Source organism: Streptomyces sp. NBC_00249 (genome assembly GCF_026342355.1).
Lineage (GTDB): Bacteria > Actinomycetota > Actinomycetes > Streptomycetales > Streptomycetaceae > Streptomyces.
Genome location: NZ_JAPEMV010000003.1, coordinates 753,439 through 778,705 on the forward strand (window position 1 = coordinate 753,439; position 25,267 = coordinate 778,705).

At 72.2% G+C, this 25,267-nt stretch carries 21 protein-coding genes and 1 tRNA gene; 12 read left to right on the forward strand and 10 right to left on the reverse strand.

Annotated features, from left to right (window positions below):
- Positions 1-69 precede the first annotated feature (69 nt).
- Genes OOK31_RS17355 through OOK31_RS17370 form a run of 4 tightly spaced genes read right to left on the reverse strand, consistent with a single transcriptional unit; the run spans position 70 to position 6,335 of the window.
- Positions 70-2,130, reverse strand: coding sequence for an ABC transporter permease subunit (locus OOK31_RS17355; protein ID WP_267088138.1), 2,061 nt, complete (start codon positions 2,128-2,130; stop codon positions 70-72).
- Positions 2,131-2,182: 52 nt separating this feature from the next.
- Complete coding sequence (locus tag OOK31_RS17360; RefSeq protein WP_267088139.1) at positions 2,183-3,271, reverse strand: glycine betaine/L-proline ABC transporter ATP-binding protein; 1,089 nt, start codon at positions 3,269-3,271, stop codon at positions 2,183-2,185.
- Complete coding sequence (locus OOK31_RS17365) at positions 3,268-4,836, reverse strand: GMC family oxidoreductase (protein WP_267088140.1); 1,569 nt, start codon at positions 4,834-4,836, stop codon at positions 3,268-3,270. Before OOK31_RS17365 ends, OOK31_RS17360 begins: the two co-directional genes overlap by 4 nt.
- Positions 4,837-4,850: 14 nt before the next feature.
- Positions 4,851-6,335: an aldehyde dehydrogenase family protein gene (locus OOK31_RS17370; RefSeq protein WP_267088141.1), complete on the reverse strand. Its 1,485-nt coding sequence runs from the start codon at positions 6,333-6,335 to the stop codon at positions 4,851-4,853.
- Between the two features lie 299 nt (positions 6,336-6,634).
- On the opposite strand from OOK31_RS17370, the gene OOK31_RS17375 reads away from it, so the two are divergent.
- Positions 6,635-7,360, forward strand: a complete 726-nt coding sequence (locus tag OOK31_RS17375; RefSeq protein ID WP_267088142.1) for a dienelactone hydrolase family protein — start codon at positions 6,635-6,637, stop codon at positions 7,358-7,360.
- 265 nt (positions 7,361-7,625) lie between these two features.
- On the opposite strand, the gene OOK31_RS17380 is transcribed toward OOK31_RS17375, so the two are convergent.
- The gene (locus OOK31_RS17380; RefSeq protein WP_267088143.1) at positions 7,626-8,288 is read right to left on the reverse strand and encodes a response regulator transcription factor; all 663 of its coding nucleotides are present in this window, start codon (positions 8,286-8,288) and stop codon (positions 7,626-7,628) included.
- A complete protein-coding gene (locus tag OOK31_RS17385; RefSeq protein ID WP_267088144.1) occupies positions 8,285-9,412 on the reverse strand; it encodes a sensor histidine kinase in 1,128 nt (375 codons plus the stop codon). The genes OOK31_RS17380 and OOK31_RS17385 overlap by 4 nt, the downstream gene beginning before the upstream one ends.
- A gap of 219 nt (positions 9,413-9,631) precedes the next feature.
- Here OOK31_RS17385 and OOK31_RS17390 point away from each other — a divergent pair, with 219 nt between their 5' ends.
- The gene (locus tag OOK31_RS17390; protein WP_267088145.1) at positions 9,632-10,054 is read left to right on the forward strand and encodes a DUF6223 family protein; all 423 of its coding nucleotides are present in this window, start codon (positions 9,632-9,634) and stop codon (positions 10,052-10,054) included.
- A 71-nt stretch (positions 10,055-10,125) separates the two neighbouring features.
- Here OOK31_RS17390 and OOK31_RS17395 read toward each other — a convergent pair.
- Positions 10,126-10,202, reverse strand: a tRNA-Met gene (locus OOK31_RS17395).
- 112 nt (positions 10,203-10,314) lie between these two features.
- On the opposite strand from OOK31_RS17395, the gene OOK31_RS17400 reads away from it, so the two are divergent.
- The 4 genes from OOK31_RS17400 to OOK31_RS17415 all read left to right on the forward strand — a co-directional run bounded on the left by OOK31_RS17400 (position 10,315) and on the right by OOK31_RS17415 (position 13,288).
- Positions 10,315-11,136, forward strand: coding sequence for a hypothetical protein (locus OOK31_RS17400; RefSeq protein ID WP_267088146.1), 822 nt, complete (start codon positions 10,315-10,317; stop codon positions 11,134-11,136).
- Positions 11,137-11,322: 186 nt separating this feature from the next.
- Positions 11,323-12,426: a hypothetical protein gene (locus OOK31_RS17405; protein WP_267088147.1), complete on the forward strand. Its 1,104-nt coding sequence runs from the start codon at positions 11,323-11,325 to the stop codon at positions 12,424-12,426.
- Positions 12,423-12,911 carry a TetR/AcrR family transcriptional regulator gene (locus OOK31_RS17410; RefSeq protein WP_267088311.1) on the forward strand — a complete coding sequence of 163 codons (489 nt, stop codon included), beginning with the start codon at positions 12,423-12,425 and terminating at the stop codon, positions 12,909-12,911. The genes OOK31_RS17405 and OOK31_RS17410 overlap by 4 nt, the downstream gene beginning before the upstream one ends.
- A complete protein-coding gene (locus tag OOK31_RS17415) occupies positions 12,908-13,288 on the forward strand; it encodes a hypothetical protein (RefSeq protein ID WP_267088148.1) in 381 nt (126 codons plus the stop codon). Before OOK31_RS17410 ends, OOK31_RS17415 begins: the two co-directional genes overlap by 4 nt.
- A 59-nt stretch (positions 13,289-13,347) precedes the next feature.
- Here the strand turns inward: OOK31_RS17415 and OOK31_RS17420 are convergent, their stop codons facing one another.
- The gene (locus OOK31_RS17420) at positions 13,348-14,388 is read right to left on the reverse strand and encodes a hypothetical protein (protein WP_267088149.1); all 1,041 of its coding nucleotides are present in this window, start codon (positions 14,386-14,388) and stop codon (positions 13,348-13,350) included.
- Positions 14,389-15,199: 811 nt separating this feature from the next.
- Here OOK31_RS17420 and OOK31_RS17425 point away from each other — a divergent pair.
- From OOK31_RS17425 to OOK31_RS17440, 4 genes are read left to right on the forward strand one after another with little or no spacing between them, the layout of a single operon-like run.
- A complete protein-coding gene (locus OOK31_RS17425; RefSeq protein WP_267088150.1) occupies positions 15,200-17,503 on the forward strand; it encodes a nitrate- and nitrite sensing domain-containing protein in 2,304 nt (767 codons plus the stop codon).
- Positions 17,500-17,904: a roadblock/LC7 domain-containing protein gene (locus tag OOK31_RS17430; protein ID WP_267088151.1), complete on the forward strand. Its 405-nt coding sequence runs from the start codon at positions 17,500-17,502 to the stop codon at positions 17,902-17,904. Before OOK31_RS17425 ends, OOK31_RS17430 begins: the two co-directional genes overlap by 4 nt.
- Positions 17,904-18,275, forward strand: a complete 372-nt coding sequence (locus OOK31_RS17435; RefSeq protein WP_267088152.1) for a DUF742 domain-containing protein — start codon at positions 17,904-17,906, stop codon at positions 18,273-18,275. The genes OOK31_RS17430 and OOK31_RS17435 overlap by 1 nt, the downstream gene beginning before the upstream one ends.
- Positions 18,262-18,861 (forward strand): ATP/GTP-binding protein, encoded by a 600-nt coding sequence (locus tag OOK31_RS17440; protein WP_267088153.1) that lies wholly within the window; start codon positions 18,262-18,264, stop codon positions 18,859-18,861. The genes OOK31_RS17435 and OOK31_RS17440 overlap by 14 nt, the downstream gene beginning before the upstream one ends.
- Positions 18,862-19,012: 151 nt before the next feature.
- Here OOK31_RS17440 and OOK31_RS17445 read toward each other — a convergent pair whose 3' ends face one another.
- The gene (locus OOK31_RS17445; RefSeq protein ID WP_267088154.1) at positions 19,013-21,355 is read right to left on the reverse strand and encodes a M9 family metallopeptidase; all 2,343 of its coding nucleotides are present in this window, start codon (positions 21,353-21,355) and stop codon (positions 19,013-19,015) included.
- A 254-nt stretch (positions 21,356-21,609) separates the two neighbouring features.
- Here OOK31_RS17445 and OOK31_RS17450 point away from each other — a divergent pair, with 254 nt between their 5' ends.
- Both OOK31_RS17450 and OOK31_RS17455 read left to right on the forward strand, forming a co-directional pair.
- Positions 21,610-23,193: an AMP-binding protein gene (locus OOK31_RS17450; RefSeq protein WP_267088155.1), complete on the forward strand. Its 1,584-nt coding sequence runs from the start codon at positions 21,610-21,612 to the stop codon at positions 23,191-23,193.
- A 386-nt stretch (positions 23,194-23,579) separates the two neighbouring features.
- Positions 23,580-24,797 carry a hypothetical protein gene (locus OOK31_RS17455; protein ID WP_267088156.1) on the forward strand — a complete coding sequence of 406 codons (1,218 nt, stop codon included), beginning with the start codon at positions 23,580-23,582 and terminating at the stop codon, positions 24,795-24,797.
- A 4-nt stretch (positions 24,798-24,801) separates the two neighbouring features.
- Here the strand turns inward: OOK31_RS17455 and OOK31_RS17460 are convergent, their stop codons facing one another.
- On the reverse strand, positions 24,802-25,209 hold the full coding sequence (locus OOK31_RS17460) for a carboxypeptidase regulatory-like domain-containing protein (RefSeq protein ID WP_267088157.1): 408 nt from the start codon (positions 25,207-25,209) through the stop codon (positions 24,802-24,804).
- Positions 25,210-25,267 lie beyond the last annotated feature (58 nt).

A 25,267-nucleotide genomic window follows, 5' to 3' on the forward strand; every position in this document is an offset into this window, starting at 1 on the left:
AGTCCGGTCGCGGCGGCGAGGACGGCGGCGGCGCGCCGGCCGGGGCCGCGGTGGTGTGCGTCGCGCATGTCAGGCCTCCTTCACGGGCTGGGTGACGCGGTCGAGGAACAGGCCGAGGCAGACGATCGCGGCGCCCGCCACCAGGCCGGTGGCCAGGTCGCCCTGGGCGAGGCCGAGGACGACGTCGTAGCCGAGCGCACCGCCGCCGACCAGGCCGCCGATGATGACGACGGCGAGGACCAGAACCACGGCCTGGTTGACGGCCAGCAGCAACGCGGGCCGCGCCAGCGGCAGTTGGACCTGCCGTAGCAGCTGCGCACGGGTCGCGCCGAGCGAGCGGGCGGATTCCACGACGGTCGGGTCCACCTCGCGCAGGCCCTGGACGGTGATCCGGACGACGGCCGGGAGCGCGTACACCACGGCGGCCGCGGCGGCCGGTGCGCGGCCGACGCCGAACAGCGCGACCACGGGAATGAGGTAGACGAACTGCGGCAGGGTCTGGCACACGTCGAGGACGGGCCGTAGCAGCCGCTCGGCGCGGGCGCTGCGGGCGGCGCCCACGGCGATCGCGAAGCCCAGTACGAGGGTGACCGCCACGGCGGCCAGGACCTGGGAGAGCGTGTCCAGGGAGGCTTCCCACACGCCGAGCACGCCGACGGCGCCCAGGGCGAGCACCGCGGTGAGCGCGGTGCGCCAGGTGCCCGCGAGCAGGGCGAGCGCGCAGGCCAGGAGCAGGAGCAGCCACCAGGGAGCGGCCTGGAGTCCGCTGCGCAGCGGGTCGAGGATCCAGCCGGTGAAGCGGGCGGCCCAGTCGGCGGTGCCGCCGACGAGGGGTACGCCCGAGTAGAGGTGGTCGGTCATCCAGGCGACGGCCGAGTTCACCGGGGCGGCCAGGGAGACGGTCCAGGACTCGGGCCACAGGGAGCTGCCGGCCATGCGGCCGACGACGGCGGCGGCCACCGCCGCGAGGAGGGTGAGCAGGCGGCCGTACCAGCCCGAGAACACCCGGCGCAGCAGGTGCTGTTCACCGACGGGCACGGTGGCCCCGATCCGGCGGCCCGCGGCGTCGGCGGTGCGGTCCAGTACCACGGCGAGCAGCACGATCGGGATGCCCGCGGCCAGGGCGGCGCCGACGTCCACGGAGGCGAGGGCCTGGTAGACGCGGTCGCCGAGGCCGCCCGCGCCGATCACGGAGGCGATGACGGCCATGGACAGGCCCGTCATGATGGCTTGGTTGACGCCGAGCAGGAGCTGCCGGCGTGCGAGCGGGAGGCGGGCGGTCAGCAGTCGCTGGCGTCCGGTGGCGCCCAGCGAGGCGGCGGCCTCCATGACGCCCGCGTCGGCCTCGCGCAGGCCGAGGGCGGTGAGGCGGGCCATGGGCGGGGCGGCGTAGACCACGGTGGCCAGGACGGCGGCGGGCACGCCGATGCCGAAGACCAGCACCATCGGCAGCAGGTACGCGAAGGCCGGCAGGATCTGCATGGTGTCGAGTACGGGGCGCAGGGCGCGGTCGGCACGCCGGGAGAGTCCCGCGGCGAGGCCCAGCAGGGAGCCGAGCACGACGGAAGCGGCGACGGCGACGGCCATCAGCGCGAGGGTCTGCATGGTCGGCACCCACATGCCGAGCAGCCCGCAGGCGGCGAAGGCGGCGGCGCAGGTCAGGGCGAGCCGGATGCCGGCGAGGCGCCAGGCCACCAGGGCGGCCAGGGCGGTGACCCCGGTCCAGCCGGCGGCGAGCAGGAGCACGTACACGGCGCGGACGCAGACCACGACGGCGTTGCTGATGTGGCCGAAGAAGTAGAGGAACAGCGGGTGGCTGTCGCGGTGGTCGATGATCCAGTCGCCGGCGCGGCCGAGCGGGCCGGACAGGTCGACGGCCAGGGCCGCGGGCCAGCTGCCGGCACCCGGGAAGGCCACGGCGAGCGGGACCAGCAGGGCGACGGCGACGCCCATCGGGAGGAGGACTCCGCGGCGCCCGGCGAGGCCGGGCAGGGCTCTGCCGGGGCGGTCCTGCGCAGCGGACGCGGTACGTGAGTGACGCGGGCCGGCGGGCCGTTCGGCGGACCGCGGGGCCCCCGAAGGGGCGGCGGCACGGGTGTCGGTCGGGGTGTGGGCCGGGGTCGCGCTCATGCGCACCACCTCCGGGCGCCGGGGGCGGGGGCCGCGGGACGGGCAGGGCAGGTCATGCCGCCACCCCCCGTCCGGTGGTGGCCGGGAGCCCGGCGACGACGGCGAGCAGCCCCGCGTCGTCCACGACGCCCAGGCAGCGGCCGCGGTCGACCACGCGGGCCGGGCCGCCGCTGCGGGCGACGGCCACGATGGCCTCGACCACGGTGGTGGCGGGGCCCAGCGCGGGTCCCTGTTCGGCCTCGCCGGCAGTGGCGGGGCGCATCGCGGTGCGGACGGTGAGCACCTGCTCGCGGGGGACGTCGCGGACGAAGTCCCGTACGTAGTCGTCGGCGGGCGAGCCGACGATCTCCTCGGGCGTGCCCAGCTGCACGACGCGGCCGTCGCGCATCAGCGCGATGCGGTCGCCCAGGCGCAGGGCCTCGGCGAGGTCGTGGGTGATGAAGACCATGGTGCGGCCCTCCTCGTGGTGGAGCCGGGAGACCTCCTCCTGCATCTCGCGGCGGATGAGGGGGTCGAGCGCGCTGAACGGCTCGTCGAACAGGAGCACTTCGGGGTCGGCGGCGAGGGCGCGGGCCAGGCCGACACGCTGCTGCTGGCCGCCGGAGAGCTGGCCGGGGAGCCGCTCCTCCAGTCCTTCGAGGCCGACCTTGGCGACGAGTTCGGCGGCCTTGTCCCGGCGGTCGCCGCGTCCGACGCCCTGGATCTCCAGTCCGTACGCCACGTTGTCGAGGACGGTGCGGTGGGGGAGCAGGCCGAAGTGCTGGAAGACCATGGCGGCGCGGTGGCGGCGCAGGGCGCGCAGCCGGGTGGCGTCCATGGCGAGGACGTCCTCGCCGTCGATGGCCAGGCTTCCGGCGGTGGGCTCGATGAGCCGGGTGAGGCAGCGTACGAGGGTGGACTTGCCGGAGCCGGACAGGCCCATCACGACGAAGACCTCGCCCTTGCGGACGTCGAAGGTGACGTCACGGACGGCTGCGGTGCAGCCGGTGCGTGCGCGCAGTTCGGCGGCGGACAGGCCGGCGTCGGCGGAGCCGGGGACCTTCGCGGCCGCCTTCTCGGGGCCGAAGACCTTCCACAGGCCGTCCACGGCGAAGACGGGGGGAGCGGCGGGGGCGGCAGGGGTGGCGGGGGTCGTGTTCACCGGGTACCGCCTTCGCGGGCCAGCAGTTCGGCTGCCTTCTCGCCGACCATGAGCACTCCGATCATCGGGTTGACCGCGGGCATCGTCGGGAAGACGGAGGCGTCCGCGATGCGGATGCCTTCGAGCCCGCGGATCTTCAGGTCCGGGCCCACGACGGCGCCGGGGTCGTCGGCGGCGCCCATGCGGCAGGTGCCGGCCGGGTGGTAGACGGTGTGCGCGACGGAGCGGGCGTAGGCGCTCAGCTCCTCGTCGCCGGTGATCTCCGGGCCGGGGCACACTTCTCGCCGGAGCCAGCCGGCGAGCGGCTGGGTGGCGGCGATCTCTCGGGCGAGCTTGATGCCGTCCACCAGGGTCCGGGCGTCGTAGTCGCCCTCGTCCGTGAAGTAGCGGAAGTCCAGGGCCGGTTTCACCTCGGGGTCCGCACTGGTCAGGTAGAGGCGGCCGCGGCTGCGGGGCTTGGGGATGTTGGGGGTCATCGACACCCCGTGCGCGGGGCGCTCGTAGCCGATGCGCTCGGGGTTGTCGGTGAAGGGGACCTGGTAGAAGTGGAACATCAGGTCGGGTCCCGCGGAGTCGGGGTCGCGCCGGACGAACAGCCCCGCGTCGCTGTCCATCGCGGAGTTCTCCGGTATCGGGCCGTCGGTCTCCCAGACGATCACCGACTCGGGGTGGTCGAGCAGGTTCTCCCCCACGCCGGGCAGGTCGTGCACCGGGGGGATGCCGAGGGCTTCCAGGTCCGCGCGCGGGCCGATGCCCGAGTGCAGCAGCAGCCGCGGGCTGTCCACGGCGCCCGCGCACACCAGTACCTCACGGCGGGCGGTGACCAGGGACTCCGTACCGTCCGAGGCGCGTACGTGGACTCCGCGCACCCGGGTGCCGTCGAGTTCCAGGCGGTGGGCCCAGGTCTCCAGGAGGATCCGGAGGTTGGGGCGTTCGTCCATGACGGGGTGGAGGTAGGCCACCGACGCCGAGGAGCGCTTGTTGTCCTCGGGGTGGTAGGCGAGGTCGAAGAAGCCGGCGCCCTCGTGGAAGGGCTTGCGGTTGAAGCCCTCGACGTGCGGGACGCCCAGGGCGCTCCGCGCGGAGTCGACGAAGTCGCGCGCGATGGCGTTGCGGTCCTTCTCGGCCACCGGGACGATGTTGTTGAGGAGCCGGTCGAAGTACGGCTCCATGGCGGACGCGTGCCAGCCCTCGGCCCCCGCCCTCGCCCACTCGTCCCAGTCGGACGGGAGCGGCTTGAAGGCGATGAGGGTGTTGTGCGAGGAGCAGCCGCCGAGGACGCGGGCGCGGCTGTGGCGGATGTGCGAGTTGCCGCGGGGCTGCTCGGTGGTGGGGTAGTCGTAGTCGAGCTCGCCGCCGAGCAGGCCCATCCAGCGCCGCAGGGTGAGGACTTCGGGGCGGTCGACGTCGCTGGGGCCGCCCTCGATGACGGCGACGGTGACGTCCGGGTCCTCGGTGAGGCGGGAGGCGATCACCGAGCCGGCGGTGCCGCCGCCGACGACGACGTAGTCGTACTCCTGCTGCGCGGGTGCGGGGACGGGGACGGGGGGTGTGGGGGTGGTCATGCTCTGCTCCTCCTTCAGCCCGCGAACCAGCGCACGGGGCGCGGGGCGAGGTTCTGGTACACGTGCTTGGTCTCGCGGTACTCGGCCAGGCCCGACGGGCCCAGTTCGCGCCCGGTGCCGGACTTGCCGAAGCCGCCCCACTCCGCCTGCGGGAGGTACGGGTGGAAGTCGTTGATCCAGACGGTGCCGTGGCGCAGCCGGCCCGCCACGCGGCGGCCGCGACCCGGGTCGGAGGTCCACACCGCGCCCGCGAGCCCGTACTCGGTGTCGTTGGCGAGCGAGACGGCCTCGGCCTCGGTACGGAAGGTCTCGACGGTCAGGACCGGCCCGAAGACCTCCTCCCGTACGACGCGCATCCCGCGGTGGCAGCGGTCCAGCACGGTCGGGCGGTAGAAGTAGCCGGGCCCGTCGGGCCGCTCGCCGCCGGAGCGCAGTACGGCTCCCTCGGCGAGGGCGGAGGCCACGTACTCCTCGGTGCGTTCGCGCTGTGCGGCGGACACGAGCGGTCCGCACTCCACGCCCGGGTCGGTGCCGCGGCCGAGGCGGATCCGGTCGGCCCGGCGGGCGAGTTCGGCGACGAAGCGCTCGGCGACGCCCTCCTCGACGATGAGCCGGGAGCCGGCGGAGCAGACCTGGCCGCTGTGCATGAAGGCGGCGTTGAGGGCCTGGTCGACGGCGGTGTCGAAGCCCTCCTCGGTGGCGCAGGCGTCGGCGAAGACGACGTTGGGGTTCTTGCCGCCGAGTTCGAGGGCGACCTTCTTGACGGAGTCGGCGGCCGCGCGCATCACCTTCGTACCGCTGGTGAGACCGCCGGTGAAGGAGACGAGGTCGACGTCGGGGTGGGCGGCGAGGCGCGCGCCGACGGGGTCGCCGGGTCCGGTGACCAGGTTCGCGACGCCGGCAGGCAGCCTGGCCTCCGCCAGCAGGCCGATGAGGGCCACGGTGGACAGCGGGGTGATCTCGCTGGGCTTGAGCACGAAGGTGTTGCCCGCGGCGAGGGCGGGGGCGATCTTCCAGGAGGCCTGGAGGAGCGGGTAGTTCCACGGGGTGATCAGGGCGCAGACCCCGACGGGCTCGTGGACGACGACGCTGTGGACGTCGGGGGTGCCGGCGTCGACCACGCGACCCGCGCTCTCGCCGGCGACGAGGTCGGCGAAGTAGCGGAAGGCGGCGGCGACGCAGTCCACGTCCACGCGGCCCTCCTCCAGGGTCTTGCCCGCGTCGCGGCTCTCCAGCAGCCCGAGGCGTTCGCGGTCGCGGTGGAGCAGGTCGGCGGTGCGGCGCAGGAGCGCGGCCCGCTCCAGGACAGGTGTCCGGGGCCACTCCCCGCCGTCGAAGGCCGCGCGGGCGGCACTGACGGCCGCGTCGGTGTCCGCGATGCCGCCTTCGGCGACGACGGCGAGGACCGTGGCGTCAGCCGGGTCGAGGATCTCTCGGGTGGCTCCTGATGCCGCGGAACGCCAGGTCCCGGCGATGTGGATGGTCGTCTGCTCGGACACGACGCGCTGTACCTCCGATTCCGGCACCGCGGCTCACCCGCGGTGGTGGTGCTCGTGCCCGCTTGCCCCGGTCCACGCAACCCATGTCTTATCCGTCACTGGAAGTGACGGGAGTCACTCCCCGTCGCCCCGGGGAAGTGTGAAATAAACCGGGGTATATCAGACATTCCCGCAGGGCGCCGGGACGCACGCGGCGTCCAGGGGCGGCGGGCGAGGACTCTTCAGGGGCGCGAGCGCGCTGTTCTGCCGACGGTGAAGACCGGCCCGACCGAGCGCGACGATCACTACAGTCAAATCTCATGACGACAGTCACCACACGCACGGTCGAGTACCCCGCCGACGGCCTGACGATGGTCGGGCACCTCGCGCTCCCCGCCGGTGCCGGCCGCCGGCCCGCGGTCCTGGTCGGACCCGAGGGGCCGGGGCTGAACGACTTCCAGCGCCGCCGGGCCGACGCCCTGGCCGAGCTGGGGTACGTGGCGCTGGCCTTCGACATCAACGGCGGGCGCTGGTTCACCGACCCCGAGGAGATGCTGGCGCGCGCGCTCCCGCTGCTGGCCGACCCCGACCGGATGCGGGGCATCGGCCATGCGGCACTCGATGTACTACGGGCCGAACCGCGGACCGACCCCGACCGGATCGCCGCCATCGGCTACGGAACCGGGGGCGCGATCGCGCTGGAACTCGGGCGCGACGGCGTCGACCTGCGCGCGATCGGGACGGTCAACGCAACTACCACGGGCCGACCGGGCGAGGCGGCGCGCATCCGTTGCCCCGTATGGGCCGGCGTCGGATCGGAGGATCCGATCATGCCCGTTGCGCAACGGGACGCCTTCACCGCCGAGATGCAGGCCGCGGGCGTCGACTGGCGCCTCGTGGTCTACGGCGGAGCCCTGCACGCCTTCCACCACCCGCCGGTCGACCAGGCCGTGCGCGCCGGCGTCGGCTACCACCCGCAGCACGCGCAACGGGCCTGGCGCGACATCGTCGACCTGCTCGCCGAGTGCGTACCCGTGACGGACTGATCCGGCCACCCTTGAAAACACGGGGGCCGTGCGGGCACCCGGGCCCGGCGCCGGCGGCCGCCGACACCCGTCACACCAGTTCGCGGAGCCCCCTGGAGGCGGAGACCAGGTCCTGGCGGATGAACCACTCGGTCCCGAGGACCGCCTCCCTGTCCCGCGCCGGCCAGGAGACCGGCCAGCCCGCTGCTCCCTGACCGCGGGTGTGCTGGGGCAGAAACCAGCCACCATGCCGGTCGGCAGCAGATGCGGTGCCGCTGAGTGGATGTCAGGAGTGACGTGGGGTCACCAGACCGGATTCGTAGGCGAGGACCACGAGCTGGGCGCGGTCGCGGGCGTGGAGTTTGGCCATGGCCCGGTTGATGTGGGTTTTCGCGGTGAGTGGGCTGATGACCATGCGGCCGGCGATCTCGTCGTTGGACAGGCCCTGCGCGACCAGGGCGACGGCTTCGCGTTCGCGGCTGGTCAGGTTGTCCAGCGCCGTCGCGGTGGCCGTGGGGAGGGGCTGGGCCACGTACCTGTGGATCAGCTTGCGGGTGATCGAGGGTGCGAGAAGGGCGTCGCCGCGCGCCGCGACGCGTACGGCGTGCAGGAAGTCCTCCGGGACGATGTCCTTGACGAGGAATCCGGCGGCGCCGGCGCGCAGGGCGTTGAAGACGTATTCGTCCAGGCCGTAGTTGGTCAGGATGACGACGTGCACTCCGGTCAGGGCCGGGTCCGCCGCGATGCGCCGGGTCGTCTCGATGCCGTCCATGACCGGCATCTGGATGTCGACGAGCGCGATGTCGGGCAGGTGCTCTCGGGCGAGGGCCAGGCCCTCGCTGCCGTCGCCTGCCTCGGCGACCACCTCGATGTCGTCCTCGAGGTCGAGGAGCGCGCGGAATCCGCTGCGGATGAGCGGCTGGTCGTCGACCAGCAGGACACGGATCATGAGGCTCGCTCCAGGGGGAGTTCGGCCTCGACGGTGAAGCCGCCTCCGCTGCGCGGTTCCGCCCGCAGACGGCCTCCGAGGGCAGCGACGCGTTCACGCATCCCGAGCAGCCCGATGCCGGGCTCCGGCACGCCGTCAGGCGTGGCCTTGCCGTCGTCGTCGATGCGGATCGCGAGGGCCTGCGGCCGGTAGTCGATACGGACCGACGCCGTGCCGGCGTCCGCGTGCCGGGCGATGTTGGTCAGCGATTCCTGAACGACCCGGTAGGCGGTCCGGCTCACCGCGGCCGGCACGTCGTGCCGCCGGCCCTCGATCGTCAGCGTCGCCTCCAGGCCGGACTTGGCAGCTCGGTCCACCAGTTCAGGAACGTGGTCGAGCCCACGGGGCGGGGACTTGTCGTCGTCGCGCAGCGCCTCCAGGGTCGCGCGCAGCTCCCGGGACGCCTCACGACCGGCTTCCCGGATCGCCAGCAGGGCGTCCGGAACCTCCTCGCCCCGCTTGCGGGCCACGTGGACGGCCACCTCGGCCTGCACCTTGATGACCGAGATCTGGTGCGTGAGCGAATCGTGCAGCTCCCGCGCGATGTGCAGCCGCTCCTCGTCGGCGCGGCGCCGCGCGGTCTCCTCCCGGGTCCGCTCCGCTTCATCCGCGCGCTGCTCGGCCTGGCGCAGCGCCTCACCCGCCGCACCGGCGGCGATCAGCCAGGCGATCTCAAGGGCTCCTCGGGCCTGCGCGAACGCCTCGCCCGTGTCGTGCAGGCCCGAGACCAGGGCCGCCAGGGGAAGCGCGGCCAGCACGGCCACGCTCGCCGCCACCGTGACGGCACGGTGGCCCGCCCGCATGGCCGCGTACACCGCGAACAGGTACGCGACGGCGGCTACGTCGAACCCTGCCGCCTGGTAGCCCACCGCGCACACCCCGGTGACGGCCAGCACGGGAACCGGGGCCCGCCGGCCGACGGCCAGGGCCAGGCCACCGGCCGCCAGCAGTACGTAGCCGAGCAGGTCGAGGCCCGTGCCGGCGTGCTGCCCGGACGCCCCGGTGACCAGCAGCGCCGCAGCCACACCGACGGCGATCAGCCAGTCCCTGACACCGGCGGGAACCCCGAACCGTCCTTTGCTCATGCGCGCACCCTAGCCGGACGTCTCCGCGGGCGAATCCCGCCGGCGGACGAGCAGCCGACTACCGCGTACGCAGTACGTTCGCGGCGCCTGCCGCATCCGCGGTAGCCGGGTGCCGCAGCGACGGCAGGGCGAAGTGCCTGCGTCCGCTGGACGACCCGCAGCAGGTCCGGCGGACATGCTCGGACGACGTCCAGCCGCAAGAAGAGAAGGAGCACGTCCATGTCCGTTCGTCGCCTGTCTGCCGCCGCCCCGGCCGCCCTGCTCACCGGTCTCGCCCTTGCCGCACCAGCGGCAGCACACACCTCGGTGCAGCCGGTCGCCGCCAGCGTCTACGACTTCAGCCTCGGACGGATCGGCGCCACCACCGGCGGGCTGCTGGGGCTGGCAGCCGTGGTCATCGCCGTGCTGGCCCTGGTCCGCCCCACCGGTCGCCTCGGCACCGCCAACGGGACGTTCGCGGTCATGGCGGCCATGGTGGCGGGGCTGACCGGCACGGCCCTCGGCGGGCTGGTCGCAGCGACCGCCGACGGTGGCCTCGGCACCGGCAACGGACTGGGCGGAGCCTACGTGGCCCTGCTGCTGGGCCTGACGGGCACAGCCCTCGCCGGACGGGCCCTGACCCGTACCCGCCGCACCGGCTGACCGCAGCGGACAAGAGCACACCGGGGTACGACAGAAGGGCCCGGATCCATGCGGATCCGGGCCCTTCCGGGTGGTAGCGGGGACAGGATTTGAACCTGCGACCTCTGGATTATGAGCCCAGCGAGCTACCGAACTGCTCCACCCCGCGTCGGTGAACCCCACCCTACGGCACTGCGGGACTGCCCCTGACCAGTTACGACCCGCTGTGTGGCCGTGCTGCCTCAGGCTTGCCGCCGCATCTGTGCGCATACTCTGAGCCGATGTACGAGACCTCTGCCGCTCTGGCGACCGCCCGCTGGCCGCTCGCCGCGCCCGCGGAGACCGACTGGCTGAGGGAACTGGCCGCCGAGGACGGGATCACCGGGTTCATGCCGCCGGCGCTGCCCGATGCGGCGTGGGTGCTCCACGCCATGTATGAACACGAACTCGGGCCGTTCGACATGTCGTACGTCGAATACCGGCGGGCGTTCCTGAACAGGAACAGCACCAGCCCGGAGATCATCCCGGGTCTGGACCCCGCGGACGTCTTCACCGACTCCTCGGACACCCTCGGCAGGCCTGCTGGCGAGCACCCTGGACCACGCTATCGCCGCCTGCGCTGGGCAGAGCTGGCCCGGCGGACCGGAGATCCCGTGGCCGCCGAGGGCCACCTGCCCTGCCACACGTCCTTCCCTTCGCTCAGGGCCGGAGTCTCGGGCGGCTGGCCGGTCGGCATCACGAGTCCGTCCGAGGGCAGCCTGGTCCGCGCCGACTGGAACCGACTGGTCGAGATCCTCACCGAGCACAGCCCTCAGGGCCCGGACACCCGCTGCCTCGCCTACTGCACCCCGCTGGGGCAAAGGGCCGAGGACTTCGACAACCTGCACGTCCGGGCCGGCCGGCTGGCGGACGCCAAGGCCTTGTACGACCACCCCGAAGAAGAGTGCTGGACCCCGACGAACCTCTGGTCCCACGACCGGTCCTGGGTCCTGTGCACGGACTACGACCTGTGGGCCACCAAGGTCGCCGGCCCGGCCCCGCTGGTCGAAGCCCTCCTCGACGACCCGGAGATCGAGGCCGTTCGACTGCCCTGGGCCGCCTGATCCGACCAGCCGACGCGAGAACGACCAGGCATCCGAGCCGGAGTTCGCCGAACTGACCGGGTCGCGCAGCCACGGCCGCACGATGGGCCACACCGGGGGCCGTCATGCCATGATCACGGTCCGGCGGAACGGGTTCCGGCCGCGCACCACTGGGGGAGAGATGAGCGCGACGCCGCAGGCTCGGACATGCTGAGCTTCCTGCTGCCGCCCCGCCGGCCGCGCTCCGCCGCCGCCGCTGCGCGAGCGGTCACCCGCTACCGCCGTCCGGGAACGGCACACTGGCGCGTCATCGCCGAGGCGCTCTGCCGGGGCGACTGGCAGGCGCAGCACCCGGCGGTCCAGGCCGGTCCGGCCCTGGCCCCGTACGCCGACCGCCTCGCCGCCCGGCTCCGACGGACCCAGGACGAGACGCTCGCCCTTGCCCTCGCCGGCACGGGTGACGTCCGGGCCGTACCCGCCCTTCAGGCGCTCGCCGAGGCCGATCGAATGCCGAGCGACCGGATCCACGCGTCCACCCTGGCCGCCTTGCCCGCGGCGGCGCTCCTACCCGCCCTGCGCGCCCAGTTGCGGCACCCCGCCGGCATGAGCACGCTCGTCGTGCTGGACGTCCTCGCCGCCTGGGGCCCCGACGCCGCGCCCGCTGTCCCCGAGGTGGCCGCGCACCTGGCGGAGACCTCGGCGGGCTACGCCGCCGCCCGGGCCCTCGGCCGGATCGGGCCCGCCGCCGCAGCTGCCGCCGAGGCCTTGGCCGCGCACGCCACGGGTCGCACGTGGCACGGGACGCGGATGGCCGCGTGGGCACACGCGCGGGTCACTGGTGACGACTCCCTGGCGCTGGCCGCCTGCGCGGCGGATCTGGACGCCGGCCTCGGCAGTCGGACGCTGCCGTACCTGGCGGACCTGGGCCCGGCCGCCGGGCGACACGCAGACACCGTACGTGCCCTGATGGACTCGCCCGGCGAGTGGACCCGGGTGGCCGCGGCCCACGCCTGGTGGCGGATCACCGGGGACCCGGAGCCCGCGCTGCCGGTGCTGACGGCCACCGTCGCCGCCGGCTGGACGGGGCATCCGGCCCGCCCGGTCCCGAACGCCGTACGCCACCTCGGCGCGATCGGCCGCCCGTCCGCGGGGGCGGCTCCCGCGCTGAGCGCGCTGCTGGCCGCGGAGGAGCGCGTACCGGAGCCTTTCGAGGGGCGCCGGATCCTGGTGGACGACCGCTTCGCAGCCGATCTGACCCGGGCCCTGGAGAGGATCTCCGGCCAGCCCCCTCTCTCCGAGTCACCCAGCTGACGACATCGATCGGGGCGGTGGCCGCGCGGGCCGGTGTCGGCAAGGACACGATCTACCGGCGGTGGTCGGGCAAGCCGGAGTTGGTCTTCGAGGCCGTCTTCACGACCACCGACGATGCTCCGCCCCCGGACACCGGGACGCTGGCCGGGGACCTGACCGTACTGCTGCAGGGCCTGGTCGACGAGTTCCGCGCGCCTGCTGCCGCAGCCGCACTCCCGGGGCTGCTCGCCGACTTCGCCGCCGATCCGGAACTCAAGGCGCGCATCCGCAGCGACTTCCTGGCCCCGTCGAAGGAACGGCTGCTGGTCGTCTTCGAACGCGCCGTGCTGCGCGGAGAGATCGCGCCCGAAACGCCCGTGGACCTGGTCCTGGACACGCTGGCCGGAGCCGTGTTCTTCCACGTAGGCCTGGTCGGGGAGAGCCCTGACCCGCAGCTGGCCGCACTGCTGGCCGCTGTCGTGGCCAAGGGAATCGAGGTCCGGTGAACGGCTGGCTTCTCGCGGCAGGGATCACGGCGCTCGTCGTGGCCGCAGTCCACGTGGCCGGCGGGCACCGCGATGTGGTGCGCCCGCTGCTGTCCTGCGGGCTCGCGGACGAACCCAAGCGTGTCCTGCACGCCGTGTGGCACATGGTGAGCGTCGACCTGGTGCTCTCCGGAGCCGCTCTGGTCTCCCTCTCGCTGATGGACGGCGCGGCAGGGACCGGTCTGGTGGCGTGGTTCGTGGCGGCGCACTTCATCGCGTACGCCGCAGCCTTCCTGGTCGTCACGTTGTCCGTCGGCTGGCCCAGACCGCTGCTCCGGCTGCCGCAGTGGATCCTGCTCCTGCCGGTCGCGGCACTGGCAGCGGCGGGCGCCGCGTAACCGCCGCCCGCCGGGGATCCGGGCCGGCGTTGTGGGGCGGCGCGCCACGGGGGCGACCCCTACTCCTTCGCGTCGGAGAAGCTCACCCTCACCGCGACCACGACGCCCGAAGCATCCCGGTCGACCCACACGGGGAAGTAGCCGTCGCCCCAGCTGGTCATCGCGCAGAGCAGCCGGGCGTCGCCGATGTCCACGGTTCCGGCCCCGACTTCAGAGGCACGAACCTGTCGCATCACCTGCCAGTGATGGGAATGGGGCCGGAAGTCCACCATCATGCGCCGCCCGGTCTCCTCCTTCCAGCTCTGCACGGCGCGAGCCTTCTCCCAGGCCTCCGCCACGGCCAGCCCGCTCCAACCGCGGACACCGTCCTCGCCGGGCTCGCCCAGTTCCGGTGCCGAAAACGCTGCGGCGGCTTCCTCTGCGGCGGCACCCCAGAACGCGACGTCGGCCAAGCCGTCCACCGGCTCGTCGTGCCGCCAGGCGTTCAGGGCATCTGCATCGCCGAAGAGCACCCGCGCCCAGTCGACGCCGACGTCACCCAGCCGCACGGAGGACTCCGTCTCGGCTTCGCTCATCCGAACCGACATCTCGGACCAGCGCGGCCCGAATCCGTCGCCATGGTCGACCCGTGAAGCCAGTACCGGAAGACGACGATCGGTGGGCACCCCTCCCACCGCGACGACGGGCACCCCGAACATCAGGAAACAGCCGCCGCCTTCAGCGGCAGTGCGGCGCGCGCGTCGGGCATGTGGTTCACGGCTGGGCAACGCCGCCAAGCGGGCGTCCGACCCTGTGGTCCGGCAGTGCTCGTCGAACACCGTCTCGAGCTCCGCTGCCCGGGAGGCGGGTATGTCGTGGAGCATGGCACCCGGTTGCCGCCCGAAGGAACGGGCCGCTGCCGAGGCGTCCGGTCCGACCACGGCGAAGTCGACCGAGTTGCGCACTTCGGCAGCCGTCACCGGATCGTCGACACCAAGCAGAGCTGGATCGATCTCCGCAGGCGACCGCTCTCCGCTCCACACCCCCAGATGGCCACCGTCAACGACGACCAGGGTCCCCGACGGGCAGCTGACCTCTCCGAGCATGAAGATCTCTTCCACGGCGCGCGAGTCTACGGCCGCCGCGCGGCCGTGACGTCGTGGGCCTCGCCGTGCGGGGTCGCGTTCACTACCCGGTCGTGGTGGACCCGAGACGAGTCCGACAAGCTCCGGGGCTTCCACGCAGGCGCACCTGTCTCGGTGCCTCGCTTCAACCCTTCACACCGGCATCGCGATGGGGGGGGTGGGCGCGCGCCTCGTGGTCTGCCAGGCAGACTGTTCCCGGGGTGATTCGGGTCGAGGGGGGAAACGGTGTCGCGGCAGGTCTGGTTATGGGCAGGGGCGGTATGGGTGGCTCTTGTGTTGGTATGCGGTGCAGCCGTTCTTTACCTGGATGGATCGGGGAATCCCGGTACGGGGTCGCCCTACTGGGAGCGAGCTCCCGCTCCGAGTGACATGTCTTCGCTCTGTCCCAGCCCGACAGCAGAGGCCGGGGGCCCACGCTCCTGCACCTTCTGGGAACGCGGCTGAGACTGTCCCAGGAGGCCGAGGCCATGCTGTGGCCGGGTACGCGCCGTTGGCACCGGTCTTCGCCGCGCATCTGGATGGTGCCGCTGCCGGCGCCTGCCGCCCTTCCGGGTCCGGGGTCTCCCCGGCGGCGGCCCGCCCCGGCCCTGCACGCACGACAACAGCTCGTTCAGGCTGAGCAGGGCGGCTCGGCCTCGCTACCACGCAAGCGGGTGTGGAAGTAAGGTCTCCGTATATTCGGACTGGCTGGATATGATCGGCATCCTCACCCCGCAGGGCCGTGGCGGCAGTTCCCCCATGCCGTCGTCCGGGCCCGTTCCCGCCCCTCCGCCGCTCCCGAGGACCGATGTCTGCGATGGAACCCGAAGGCCCACCGAGCCCGCCGCCCGTCCGGCGCCGCCGCACCGTGCGCCTGCGTACGATGCTGGTCTGCCTGGCCGTCGTCCCGACCGTGGCGATGGGGGCCCAGGCCACCGTGACCGCCCAGCGGTTGCTGGCCCAGTCGGAGCACCTGCGCGCCGACGTGGAGGCGGGGGAGCGGATCGGCGTGCCGCTGGTCAGGCTGATGACCGAGCTGCAGGACGAGCGGGCGATGACGGCGGCGCGGTGGGCGGGCTCCTCCGTGGCCGACGACGCACTGCACGAGAAGCGGGCCGAAACGGACCGGGCGGCAGCGGAGTTCCGGCGGCTCTCGGACAGCGGCGGGCGCCTCGGCGCCGTGAACGCCCGGCTCGACCTCCTGGCCTCGTACCGCAAACGCGTCGACGCCCACAGCGGCAGTGCCGAACAGGCGGTCGGCTACTACACCGGCGCGATCGACGACATCATCCGCGCCTACCAGGACGAATTCAGCCACGCGGAGGACGCCGAACTCGCCCAGGAGAGCAGGCCCGCCATCGCGCTCTTCTCGGCCTCCGAGATGGTCGCGCGCGAGGACACGGCCCTCGCGCTGGCGGGGCCCTCCCGTGAGCTGGCGGCCACCGGTTTCTCCCAGTTCCTCGACGCCGTCGGTACCCACCGCTACCTGTACGACACGTGGATCGCGCCGTACCTCCCGCCCGCCGAACTGGAGTCGTACGACAAGCTCACCGGCTCGGACGCCTGGCAGACCAAGCTCCGCATCGAGAACGCGGTCGTCGCCAACCACAAGGACACCGCGACCGCGGTGAAGCTGCCGGCCGACGTCGACGGCTGGCCCGCCGCGCACCGCACGTTCGCGCCGAGGCTGGCCGCACTCAACACGGACCGGGCCCGGAACGTGCTCGCGCACGCCGACGCCAAGGCTTCCGACCTGGAGACCGAGGTCTACTGGCTGGTCGGGGCCAGCGGCGGCGCCCTGCTGCTGGTCACCGCAGTCGTCGTTCTCACCACGCGCTCGGTGCTGCGCCGACTGAGCCGCCTGCACACCCGTACGGTCGCCCTCGCCGAGCAGACGCTGCCCGAGGTCGTGGCCCGGCTCCAGCGCGGGGAGGCCGTCGACGAGGAGGCGCTGCCGGCGGTGCGCGGGCGCCAGGACGAGGTCGGGCAGATCACCGACGCTTTCGCCCGGGTGGTCGCCGTGTCCGTCGACGGGCACCGGCAACTCGCCGCCGAGCGGCACGGCTTCGGCCTGTTCGCCTCGGGCATCGCCTCGCGCACCGGAAACCTCGTCAGCCGGCAGCTGAGCCTGACCGAGGACCTCCAGGACACCTTCGGCCACGACGAGGCGCTCCTCGCCCAGCTGATGCGGTCCGACCAGCTGACGGTGGGGATGCGGCGCCAGATCGAGAACCTGCTCATCCTCGCCGGCGGCGAGATCCCGGACCCGCACACCGAACCCATGCGCGTCGCCGACCTGCTGCGCGAGGCCGCCGCGGAGGTCGAGGACTTCCGGCGGATCGAACGGCAGGCACTGGACGAGGCGAGCGTGCAGCCGCACGCGATCAGCCAGATCAGCCACCTGCTGGCGGAGCTGCTGGACAACGCCACCCGGTTCTCGCCGCCGCGGTCGAAGGTGGTCGTCCGCGCCGAACTCGTCGCGGACGGGCTGTCGGTCGAGGTCGAGGACCGCGGACCGCGCGTCTCGGCCACCGGGTACGAGGCCATGAACGAGCGCCTGCACTCGGCGCCGCCGTACTCCGTCCTCGCGGAGAACGCGCACCGGCTCGGCCTCTTCGTCGTGGGCCACCTGGCCGACCAGCTCCAGGCCCGGGTCACGCTGAGGCGCTCGGTGTACGGGGGGACGGCGGCCGTGGTGATCCTGCCGAGCGGGCTGCTGGTGCCCGCCGGAGGGGAGCCGGAGCGGCGGCGGACGCCGACCCCGGCACCGGCTGCGGCGCTCAACCCCGTACGAGTACCCGTACGAGTACCCGTACGCGAGCCCGCGCCCGATGCCGACGCCGCTCCGGCGCCGGCCCCCGTACCCGTACCGCCGCGGCCCGAGCGGTCGCTGCCCGCCCGTGCCGCGACCGCAACCGCCGCCCACGCCCGGCCGGCCCTGCCCGAGCGCGTCCCGCAGACCCACCTCACCCGGCAACTGCGCGGTCCCCGCGCCCCGGAGCCGGACGCCGGCCCGGACGCGGCGACACCCGAAGAGGTGGCCGACGCCTGGGCGGACTACGAAGAGGGGACCAAGAAAGTGGAAGCAGAGTTCGGAGTGAACCAGCCATGACGATGACAGCCGGCGACATGATCTACGGCATCCTGGACAACAACCTGAGCAGGATCGCCGGCATCCAAGGAGCCGTCCTCCTGTCCAACGACGGGATCAAGCTCAGCGCCTATCTGCTGGAGCGGGACCAGGCGGAGCGCATCGCGGCCGCGTCCTCCGGCATAGCCGCCACCATGAAGGCGATATCCAGAGAGATCGACGGCGGCCGGGTCATCCGCCAGCTGGTGGAGATGGACGACCGCTACCTCTGCGTCGTCGGGTGCGGGGAAGGCAGCACGCTCATCGTGGTGACCTCCCGCAAGGCACGGCTCGGAGAACTGGGAGGCGAGGCCGTGCGCACGGCCCAGGCCCTCGGCGAGTGGCTGGGAACCCCCGAGCGCACTTCCGCGCCGACGTCGTAATGCCGGACGAGCCGCAGCGCCGAAGCCCGCGCCGGACACGGCTGTACGCGCTGACCGACGGCCGCACGGCCGCCGCTCCGCAGACCGCCCTCACCATGGACACCACCATCGTGGCGGCGGTCGCCGCGGACGACGCCGACGCCGGTCTGGCCACCGAATGGCAGACCGTCCTCGCCATGTGCGCGCCGCCGCGCGGAATGGCGGTCGCCGAGATCGCCGCCCGCATGCACATGCGCCTCACTCCGACGACGCTCCTCCTGGGCGAACTCGCGGACCGCGGGCTGATCCACCACCGGCCGCCCCTGGAGGGCGCCGAGACCACCAATGTCCACCTGCTCATGAAAATCAGGGACAACCTTGCCCGGATATGACACTCCCGACGCTTCCACCGCCGAGGCCGCGTCCCCTGTCAAGATCCTCATCGCCGGTGGATTCGGAGTCGGCAAGACAACCCTGGTCGAGGCGGTCTCCGAGATCGAGCCGCTGCGTACGGAGGAGCGCCTGACGAGCGCGGGAGTCGGCGTCGACGACCTCGACGGCATCGAGTCCAAGACACTGACCACCGTCGCGATGGATTTCGGCCGGATCACCCTCGCCGACGCCGGAGTCGTGCTCTACCTGTTCGGGACACCCGGCCAAGAGCGGTTCTGGTTCATGTGGGACGACCTGCTGAACGGGGCCCTGGGTGCACTCGTGCTCGTCGACACGCGACGCCTGGACCGCGGTTTCCCCGCGATCGACTTCTTCGAGAGCCGGGGGCTGCCGTTCGTGGTCGGCGCCAACTGCTTCCACGGCGAACAGCCTTATACCGCCGAGGAGATCGCCGCCGCACTGCGCCTGCGGGACCCCGCCACCCCCGTCCTCCTGCTGGACGCCCGTTCCCGTACGGACGTACGCGACTGCCTGCTGGCCCTGCTCGACGTCGTCATCGCCCAGGTGGGAGCCCCGTCGGCGTGAACGCCACGCCGGGCGGGCGGATGTCCGTCCGGTTCCACGACCACGCCTACGTCCTCTTGAACGGCGGTCCTCGCCTTCCGGTCACGGATGGGCAAGGACCGCCGCCATGCTCAGGCTCCGGTGGCGGCAGCGCCGGCCCCGGCGGACCGGGTCACTTCGACTGCGTGGAGACGCTCACACCGCTGAAGTCCTGCGCGGCGGCGAGGCTGAAGTAGACCCAGCCGGACGGCGGGTTGTCGATCGTCAGGGTCTCGCCGTTGCCGGCGTTGGTGGACTTCGCCTGGTAGCTGCTGGTGGTGGCCCAGGTGCTGCCGCCGTAGTACAGGTCGGCGTTGCCGGTGCCGCCGGTGCTGGTGACGGTCAGCTGCTTGACGCCGGCCGGCAGGTACACGAAGTGGTAGCTGTAGTTGCCGGCGGCGGCCGCGAGGTTGTCCCGGCGGCAGTTCCCGTCGAACTGACGGGGGTCGCTGATGGTGCAGAGCGCGGTGGACGAGGCGTCCGGCAGGGGGCCGCAGCCGTCGGTCGCGCAGGCGGTCGTCAGCCAGGTGGAGAAGCCGGCGTCGTAACGGGTGCCGATGGTCTGCTTCAGGAAGGTGCGGGCACCGTTCCAGTCACCGGCGCGGTACTTGCCCAGCACGGTCTCGACGTCTGCGGGGTGCGCCTGGAGCATGTAGCGGACCGCGAGGAAGCCCCAGCGGTAGACCCGGTTCGAGTTGACCTGGGGGTCCTCGTCCTGGCCGTACACGGTGTCGAACAGGTCGCTGAGCTTGTACGTGTTCTTGCGGGCCTCGGCGATCGCGTCGGCGTTGCGTTCGCCCCGGTAGCCGAACGAGATGTTCTCGGCGATGCCCTCGACCCACCAGATGGTCGGCGTGGTGATGCCGGCGTCGAAGTCGCCCGCCATGTTGTAGCGGCCGTCGAGGTAGTGGGTGTACTCGTGGTTGAGGTTCCAGATCTGGAAGGCCGGGCGCAGCCAGTGGGCCTCGTGGGCGATGAAGCGGGCCTGGTTGCCGGGGGCGGCCGGGTTGCCCTCCTCGTACATGCCGCCGTTGTCGACGTCGATGTTGTAGATGGCCCAGGCGTACAGCGAGTACTGGGTGTAGTCGTCGAAGACGACGACCTCGAGGTTGGTGTTCAGGTCACCGGGGACGGCGCCCTTGTCGCCGATGATCCGGTGGAAATAGGCGTCCTGGTTGACCAGGCTGGTGCAGGTGCCGGCCAGCTGGCCGGGGGACATGTCCTGGGCGCGGATCTTCAGGCCGGGCGTGCACGTGTGCTGGATCGGCAGGATCGCCGGCAGCACGCGCTCGCCCAGGTCGCAGATGGCGTAGGCCGCGCAGTTGTTCCTGTCGTACTGGCGCGTGTACCAGCCCAGGTTCATGGTGATCGGCGCGGTGGGGCCGACGTTCGGGTAGCGGTTGATCAGGTCCTTCAGCAGCGGCCGGACCCGGTCCTTGAGCTCGGGGACGTCGAGGGCGTAGCCGAGGTAGCGGCCGACGTTGCTGACGACGTCCAGGCGGTTCAGCTGCGCGCCGTTGCGCGTGATGAAGCCGGCCCAGGTGTTGAGGACGGTGGGGTCGGCCTTGAGGGCGGCCCGCCAGCCGCGGGCGTCGTTCTTGGCCTTGAAGCCGTTCTCGACGACCCACTCGACGTGCTGCATGGCGAGGTCCATCTGGCCGGGCCACGTACCGTCGTAGCTTGCGAGCATCCACTTGACGGCGCCGGCGTACCGGCCGGCCGAGTGGGTGCTGTCGATCAGCGTGACGACCTCGTTGAGGATCTCGCCGTTGGCATCGGTGACGTCCTTGCTGCGCGGGGAGGCGAAGAAGGCGTCCAGCGCGCCGAGCGCCGCGGTGTCCAGCGCCGTGCCGTAGTCGCCGACGACGTCGGCGTGGTTGTCCTGCACGTAGTAGCCGGCGCGCAGGAACAGCACCAGCTGCCCGACGGCGGCGCTGTTGTTGCCCGAGTAAGTGGCGGAGGCGTCCCGCAGCGCGTTGGCGACGGTCACCATCTGGGCTTCGCGGAAGGCCTTTCGCGCGCTCTCCCCGGTGAGGTTGAACAGCGGGTACGTACAGTCGATCCGGGGGAGGGCCTTGAGCTGCTGGACCAACGCGCCGCCCGTGGCGTTGAGCACGCCGGAGAGGTCGCCGCACTCGTCCCCGGCGGCGGCCGAGGACTGCCCGTCGGCCTTGTCGGCCTTGTCGGCCTTGACGGGCCTGGCGGTGGGGGCGGGGGCCGGAGCGGACTCCAGGGCGCTGTCCTGTGAGGAGATCCGCAGGCGCGGGCTGTTGCTCATCGCGTCGGGCGACTTGGGGACCGGGATCGACCGCGGCGCCGAGGCCGCGGTTCCCTTTGCGTTCGTTCCGGCCGGGGCGGTGGCGCCGACCGAGGCTGCCTGGCTCTGGGGCGCGAACAGGCCGAGCGCGATGAAGACGGCCGCGCCGAGCGCGGGAAGTCTGCGCGCGCCGGCCTTCGATATGCGGAAGGGATGCATCTGTGGGGGCCTCCGAGGCAGTTGACGTGTGACATGTAAAATTTCACATGTCGCATCGTGCTGGAAGCCTTCTGGCCAGATTTCCGGCCACCGCAACTGAAACGTTGTCAACTTCTGGGTCCGGATCCCTGTCAGTCATCCGCATCTGCCGCCGAGCGCCGGGTGTTGGCCGGATGTCGGCGTACGGATTGGGCTCGTGGATCGGCGGCCGTTAACCTCACCTAGTTGCTCAAGTCAACCAATGAGGATTTGCGATGGACGACACCACCGGACACTTCCACAGCCACGTGGAAGAGATCCTTGACGCCCTGGAGAAGGAACCCGGCCGTGAGGCCCTCGTACACCGGGGCCGGCGCGTGAGCGCGGGTGAACTACGCGGCCTCGTCTACGGCATGGCCCGCGCGCTGCGGTCCCAGGGGGTGAGGCGCGGCCAGACGGTCACCCTCCTTGCCGGCAACCTTCCCGAGACGATCGCGGCCCGCTACGCCGCCGGGCTCCTCGGCTGCGCCGTGAACCACCTCTACGCCGGCCTTTCGGCCGAAGTGCACGCCGACATCCTGCGGGACGTCGAGACCCGGGCCCTGATAGTCGACCCCGCCCACCGCGAGCGCGCCGCCGACCTGGCCCGGCGGGTGCCGCTGGAACGGGTACTGGTCCTCGGCGCAGTCAGCGGCACGGGCCTGGACACGGGCCTGGACACGGACATGGACACGGCCGTGGAACTGGACCTGGTGAAGCTCGCCGCCGAGGAGTCCACCGAGGGATTACCGGGCTCGGCGCAGCCGCAGGACATCTGCACCATCCGTCACACCGGTGGGACCACCGGTCATCCCAAGGCCATCTGCACGACCTTCGAGCAGTGGGCGTCGATCGGACCGGACTGGACCGAGGAGGAGCAGGTCAGAGCCCTGGCGTGCACCACCCTCGCGCATGCGGCGGGCCTCATGGCGGACGCCACGCTGCACCGCGGCGGCACCGTCGTCCTGCTGGACGAGTTCGAAGCCGGTGCCGTGCTGGCCGCCATCGAGCGTGAGCGCATCTCCCACATGTTCCTACTGCCGCCGCTCCTCTACCAGTTGATGGACCACCCCGAGGTCGACCGCACCGACACCTCCAGCCTGCGCATGCTCACCTACGGAGGCTGCGCCTCTTCCCCGGCCCGCCTGGCGGCCGCGGTCCGGCGCTTCGGCCCCGTACTGAACCAGTTCTACGGCCAGAACGAAGCGGGCGGGATCAGCATGCTCTCCCCGCAGGACCACGATCCCCGGCGCCCGGAGCTGCTGCGCACCGCCGGGAAGGCCATGGAAGGCGTCGAGGTCGCCGTCCTCGACCCCGATGGACGGCACCTGCCCGCCGGCGAGCACGGCGAGATCTGCGTACGCTCGCCGCACGTGATGAAGGGCTACTGGAAGCAGCCCGAGCTCACCGCGGAGGTCCTGCGGGACGGCTGGCTGCACACCGGTGACATCGGGTTCGTCGACCCGGACGGCTACCTCACGATCGTGGACCGGCTGAAGGACATGATCGTGGTGGTGGGAGGCCACGTGTACACGGTGGAACTGGAAGACGCGCTCAACTCCCATCCGCAGGTCCTGCAGAGCGCAGTGCTCGGAGTCCCCGACGCCAATCTCATGGAGCGGGTCCACGCGGTCGTCGTCCGTGCGCAGGGCGGCGATGTCGGCGAGAAGGAGCTGCGCGCCATGGTCCGGGACGGCAAGGGCGCCATGTACGAGCCCGCGAGCATCGTCTTCGTCGACGCCCTGCCCCTGACCGACGCGGGCAAGCCGGACAAGAAGCTGCTCCGCAGCCGGGCTGTCGCGCTGGTCGCGTCTCCCTGACCGCGGACGAACCACGCCCGGGCCTCATGGGCACACCTTCCGGTAGGGGGCGCCCTGGATGTACGTCTGCCATGTCCCGGGCGTGAGGTCGCGGCCGGCGCGGCGGCAGATCTCGGTGATCGCCGGGGTCGAAAGAAAGCGCGGTGGCGGTGGCCGGACGCCGCTCGGGCTCCTTGGCCAGCGCCGCGGCCACCAGAGGGCGGAGCCGGCTCGGCACGGCGGACAGGTCCGGGTCGACTGTGCATCGCCATGCGCGCCCCCGGTGACCGGAGCAACAGCGCCCCGTTCATGCACGACGCGAAAGGCCCGGACGGTCCGAAGGGATCGGCCTGGACGGGTGTCCTGGGCCGGGACTTCACAGCGGCCTTCGTGGGCATCCTCGGGCCATGGCCCTGAAAATATCGTGGCTGAACCACACGGTCGCCGATGCCGGTCTCGTCACCGTGTACTGGTTCACCGAGGAGGCCGGAGGGGCCGAGGGCGCCGTCCCGGGCGTGCTCGGCTCCTCCCGGATGTCGCGCACCCGAGTGCAAGTGACCGGCACCCCGCAGGAGGTGGCCGCCTGGAATGCCGCCGCCCTCGCCTGCCTGGGTGAACTCGCCCCTGCCATAGCGGAATTGGAGCGGGTCGAGGAGCGTGTGCGGCGATGGCGCAGGCGGTTGGTGAGCCGGCGGTGGGCCGAGGCGACGTACGGGAGGGCCGAGGCGGCCTTCCTGGACCGGGTGGAGCCCGTGGCAGCCGCCTACCGGCCGGTGCGGGAGGCCGTGGAGCGGCGGATCGCCGAACAGGAGGCCCAGCGCATCGAGGCGGGCCGACGTGCCTACCGGGAACAGGAACGGCGACGGGAGGAGGCCCGGGCCCGGTTCGAGGAGTGGGAGTGGCGCCAGGCGGCCGCAGACCGTCCCCTACCCGGCGGGAGCACCCCGCGGGAGCTGGCGGCGCGGGACGAGACGCCGCAGGCCTGGCCCGCCGAGCTCCGGGAGACGGTCGGTGACATCGATGCGTGGTGGCAGCGCGTCCACGCGTCGGTCCGCAACGAGCTGGCCCGCGAGGAGGCCGTACGGAAGGTGGCCGCGGCGATCACCGAGACCGCGGCGGCCCTGGAGGCGGCCGGCCGGCCCGGCATCAGCGCCGTCAAGGACAGGCCGTACGAGGTGCGCCACGGCTGGTGGGTGCACTTCACCTGGTCCGGCCTGCCGGACGCCACCTGGCTCAGCACACCGCCGGACATGCCGACGGGACACCTGAACGCAGGGCAGTGGCACCACAACGCGTACCACCTGAGCCGGATCCTCCTCATGCGGAGGCCGTCCGGTGCCTACGGTCTGGCGGTCGTGACCAGTGAGCGCATCGCGAACGGACTGGCGACCCGGTACGGGTGGCGGGAATGGGAGATCGAACCCTTCGCGCAGGCGCTGGTCCCCGACCAGCTCGCCCACCACACGACCCACACGTACGAGGTCGCGGTGCGCCTGCGCATCACCGACCACGCCGACCCGGCCGTCTTCGTGCCGTACGCCGAAGCGGTCGCATGCCGCGCGACCGCGGCCTTCCGGGCGGCGGCGGCCGGGCAGGCCCGGCCTGATCCGGAAGACACGGCGTAGATCGCTAGGTCAGTTCGCTGAAGTGGGCGAGGAGCCTGTTCTGGAGTCCCTGGAGCACCAGGCTCGGCTGCTTGAGCATGGAAAGGCGCTTCACCGCCGTAGCGGCGTACTCCTCGCCCTCACCCACTGCCGCTGCGATCACGTACCCGTTCAGAGCGTCCATGTTCGACGCCGCGCCGAAATCCTGACCTGCCGGAAGCAGGCAGCGGTCCAAGGCGGTCGAGTCGCTGGTGACCACGTTCGCGACCAGCGATGGCTGCCAGTCCGCGGCGTTGGTGAGCGAGTGGTGTGTGTCGAACCGGACGGTGACCGTCTCGTCTGCGGCGACCGCCACGACGTACCGGCCCTCTTCGTCGGTGAAGACGTGATCGATCTCCGTCAGGTCACTGCGGTAGACGCTGACCTTGATCATGAAAATCGGACTGTTGTCAGAAACTGCTCGCACCTGCCCGAACACCTGAGTCTCCTCC

Excerpts from the sequence above, each read along its gene's own strand:
- OOK31_RS17355 (WP_267088138.1), bottom strand. The coding sequence starts at position 2,130 with ATGAGCGCGACCCCGGCCCACACCCCGACCGACACCCGTGCCGCCGCC.
- OOK31_RS17365 (WP_267088140.1), bottom strand. The coding sequence starts at position 4,836 with ATGACCACCCCCACACCCCCCGTCCCCGTCCCCGCACCCGCGCAGCAG.
- OOK31_RS17375 (WP_267088142.1), top strand. The coding sequence starts at position 6,635 with ATGACGACAGTCACCACACGCACGGTCGAGTACCCCGCCGACGGCCTG.
- OOK31_RS17380 (WP_267088143.1), bottom strand. The coding sequence starts at position 8,288 with ATGATCCGTGTCCTGCTGGTCGACGACCAGCCGCTCATCCGCAGCGGA.
- OOK31_RS17385 (WP_267088144.1), bottom strand. The coding sequence starts at position 9,412 with ATGAGCAAAGGACGGTTCGGGGTTCCCGCCGGTGTCAGGGACTGGCTG.
- OOK31_RS17390 (WP_267088145.1), top strand. The coding sequence starts at position 9,632 with ATGTCCGTTCGTCGCCTGTCTGCCGCCGCCCCGGCCGCCCTGCTCACC.
- OOK31_RS17400 (WP_267088146.1), top strand. The coding sequence starts at position 10,315 with ATGTACGAGACCTCTGCCGCTCTGGCGACCGCCCGCTGGCCGCTCGCC.
- OOK31_RS17405 (WP_267088147.1), top strand. The coding sequence starts at position 11,323 with ATGCTGAGCTTCCTGCTGCCGCCCCGCCGGCCGCGCTCCGCCGCCGCC.
- OOK31_RS17425 (WP_267088150.1), top strand. The coding sequence starts at position 15,200 with ATGTCTGCGATGGAACCCGAAGGCCCACCGAGCCCGCCGCCCGTCCGG.
- OOK31_RS17430 (WP_267088151.1), top strand. The coding sequence starts at position 17,500 with ATGACGATGACAGCCGGCGACATGATCTACGGCATCCTGGACAACAAC.
- OOK31_RS17435 (WP_267088152.1), top strand. The coding sequence starts at position 17,904 with ATGCCGGACGAGCCGCAGCGCCGAAGCCCGCGCCGGACACGGCTGTAC.
- OOK31_RS17445 (WP_267088154.1), bottom strand. The coding sequence starts at position 21,355 with ATGCATCCCTTCCGCATATCGAAGGCCGGCGCGCGCAGACTTCCCGCG.
- OOK31_RS17450 (WP_267088155.1), top strand. The coding sequence starts at position 21,610 with ATGGACGACACCACCGGACACTTCCACAGCCACGTGGAAGAGATCCTT.
- OOK31_RS17455 (WP_267088156.1), top strand. The coding sequence starts at position 23,580 with ATGGCCCTGAAAATATCGTGGCTGAACCACACGGTCGCCGATGCCGGT.
- OOK31_RS17460 (WP_267088157.1), bottom strand. The coding sequence starts at position 25,209 with ATGATCAAGGTCAGCGTCTACCGCAGTGACCTGACGGAGATCGATCAC.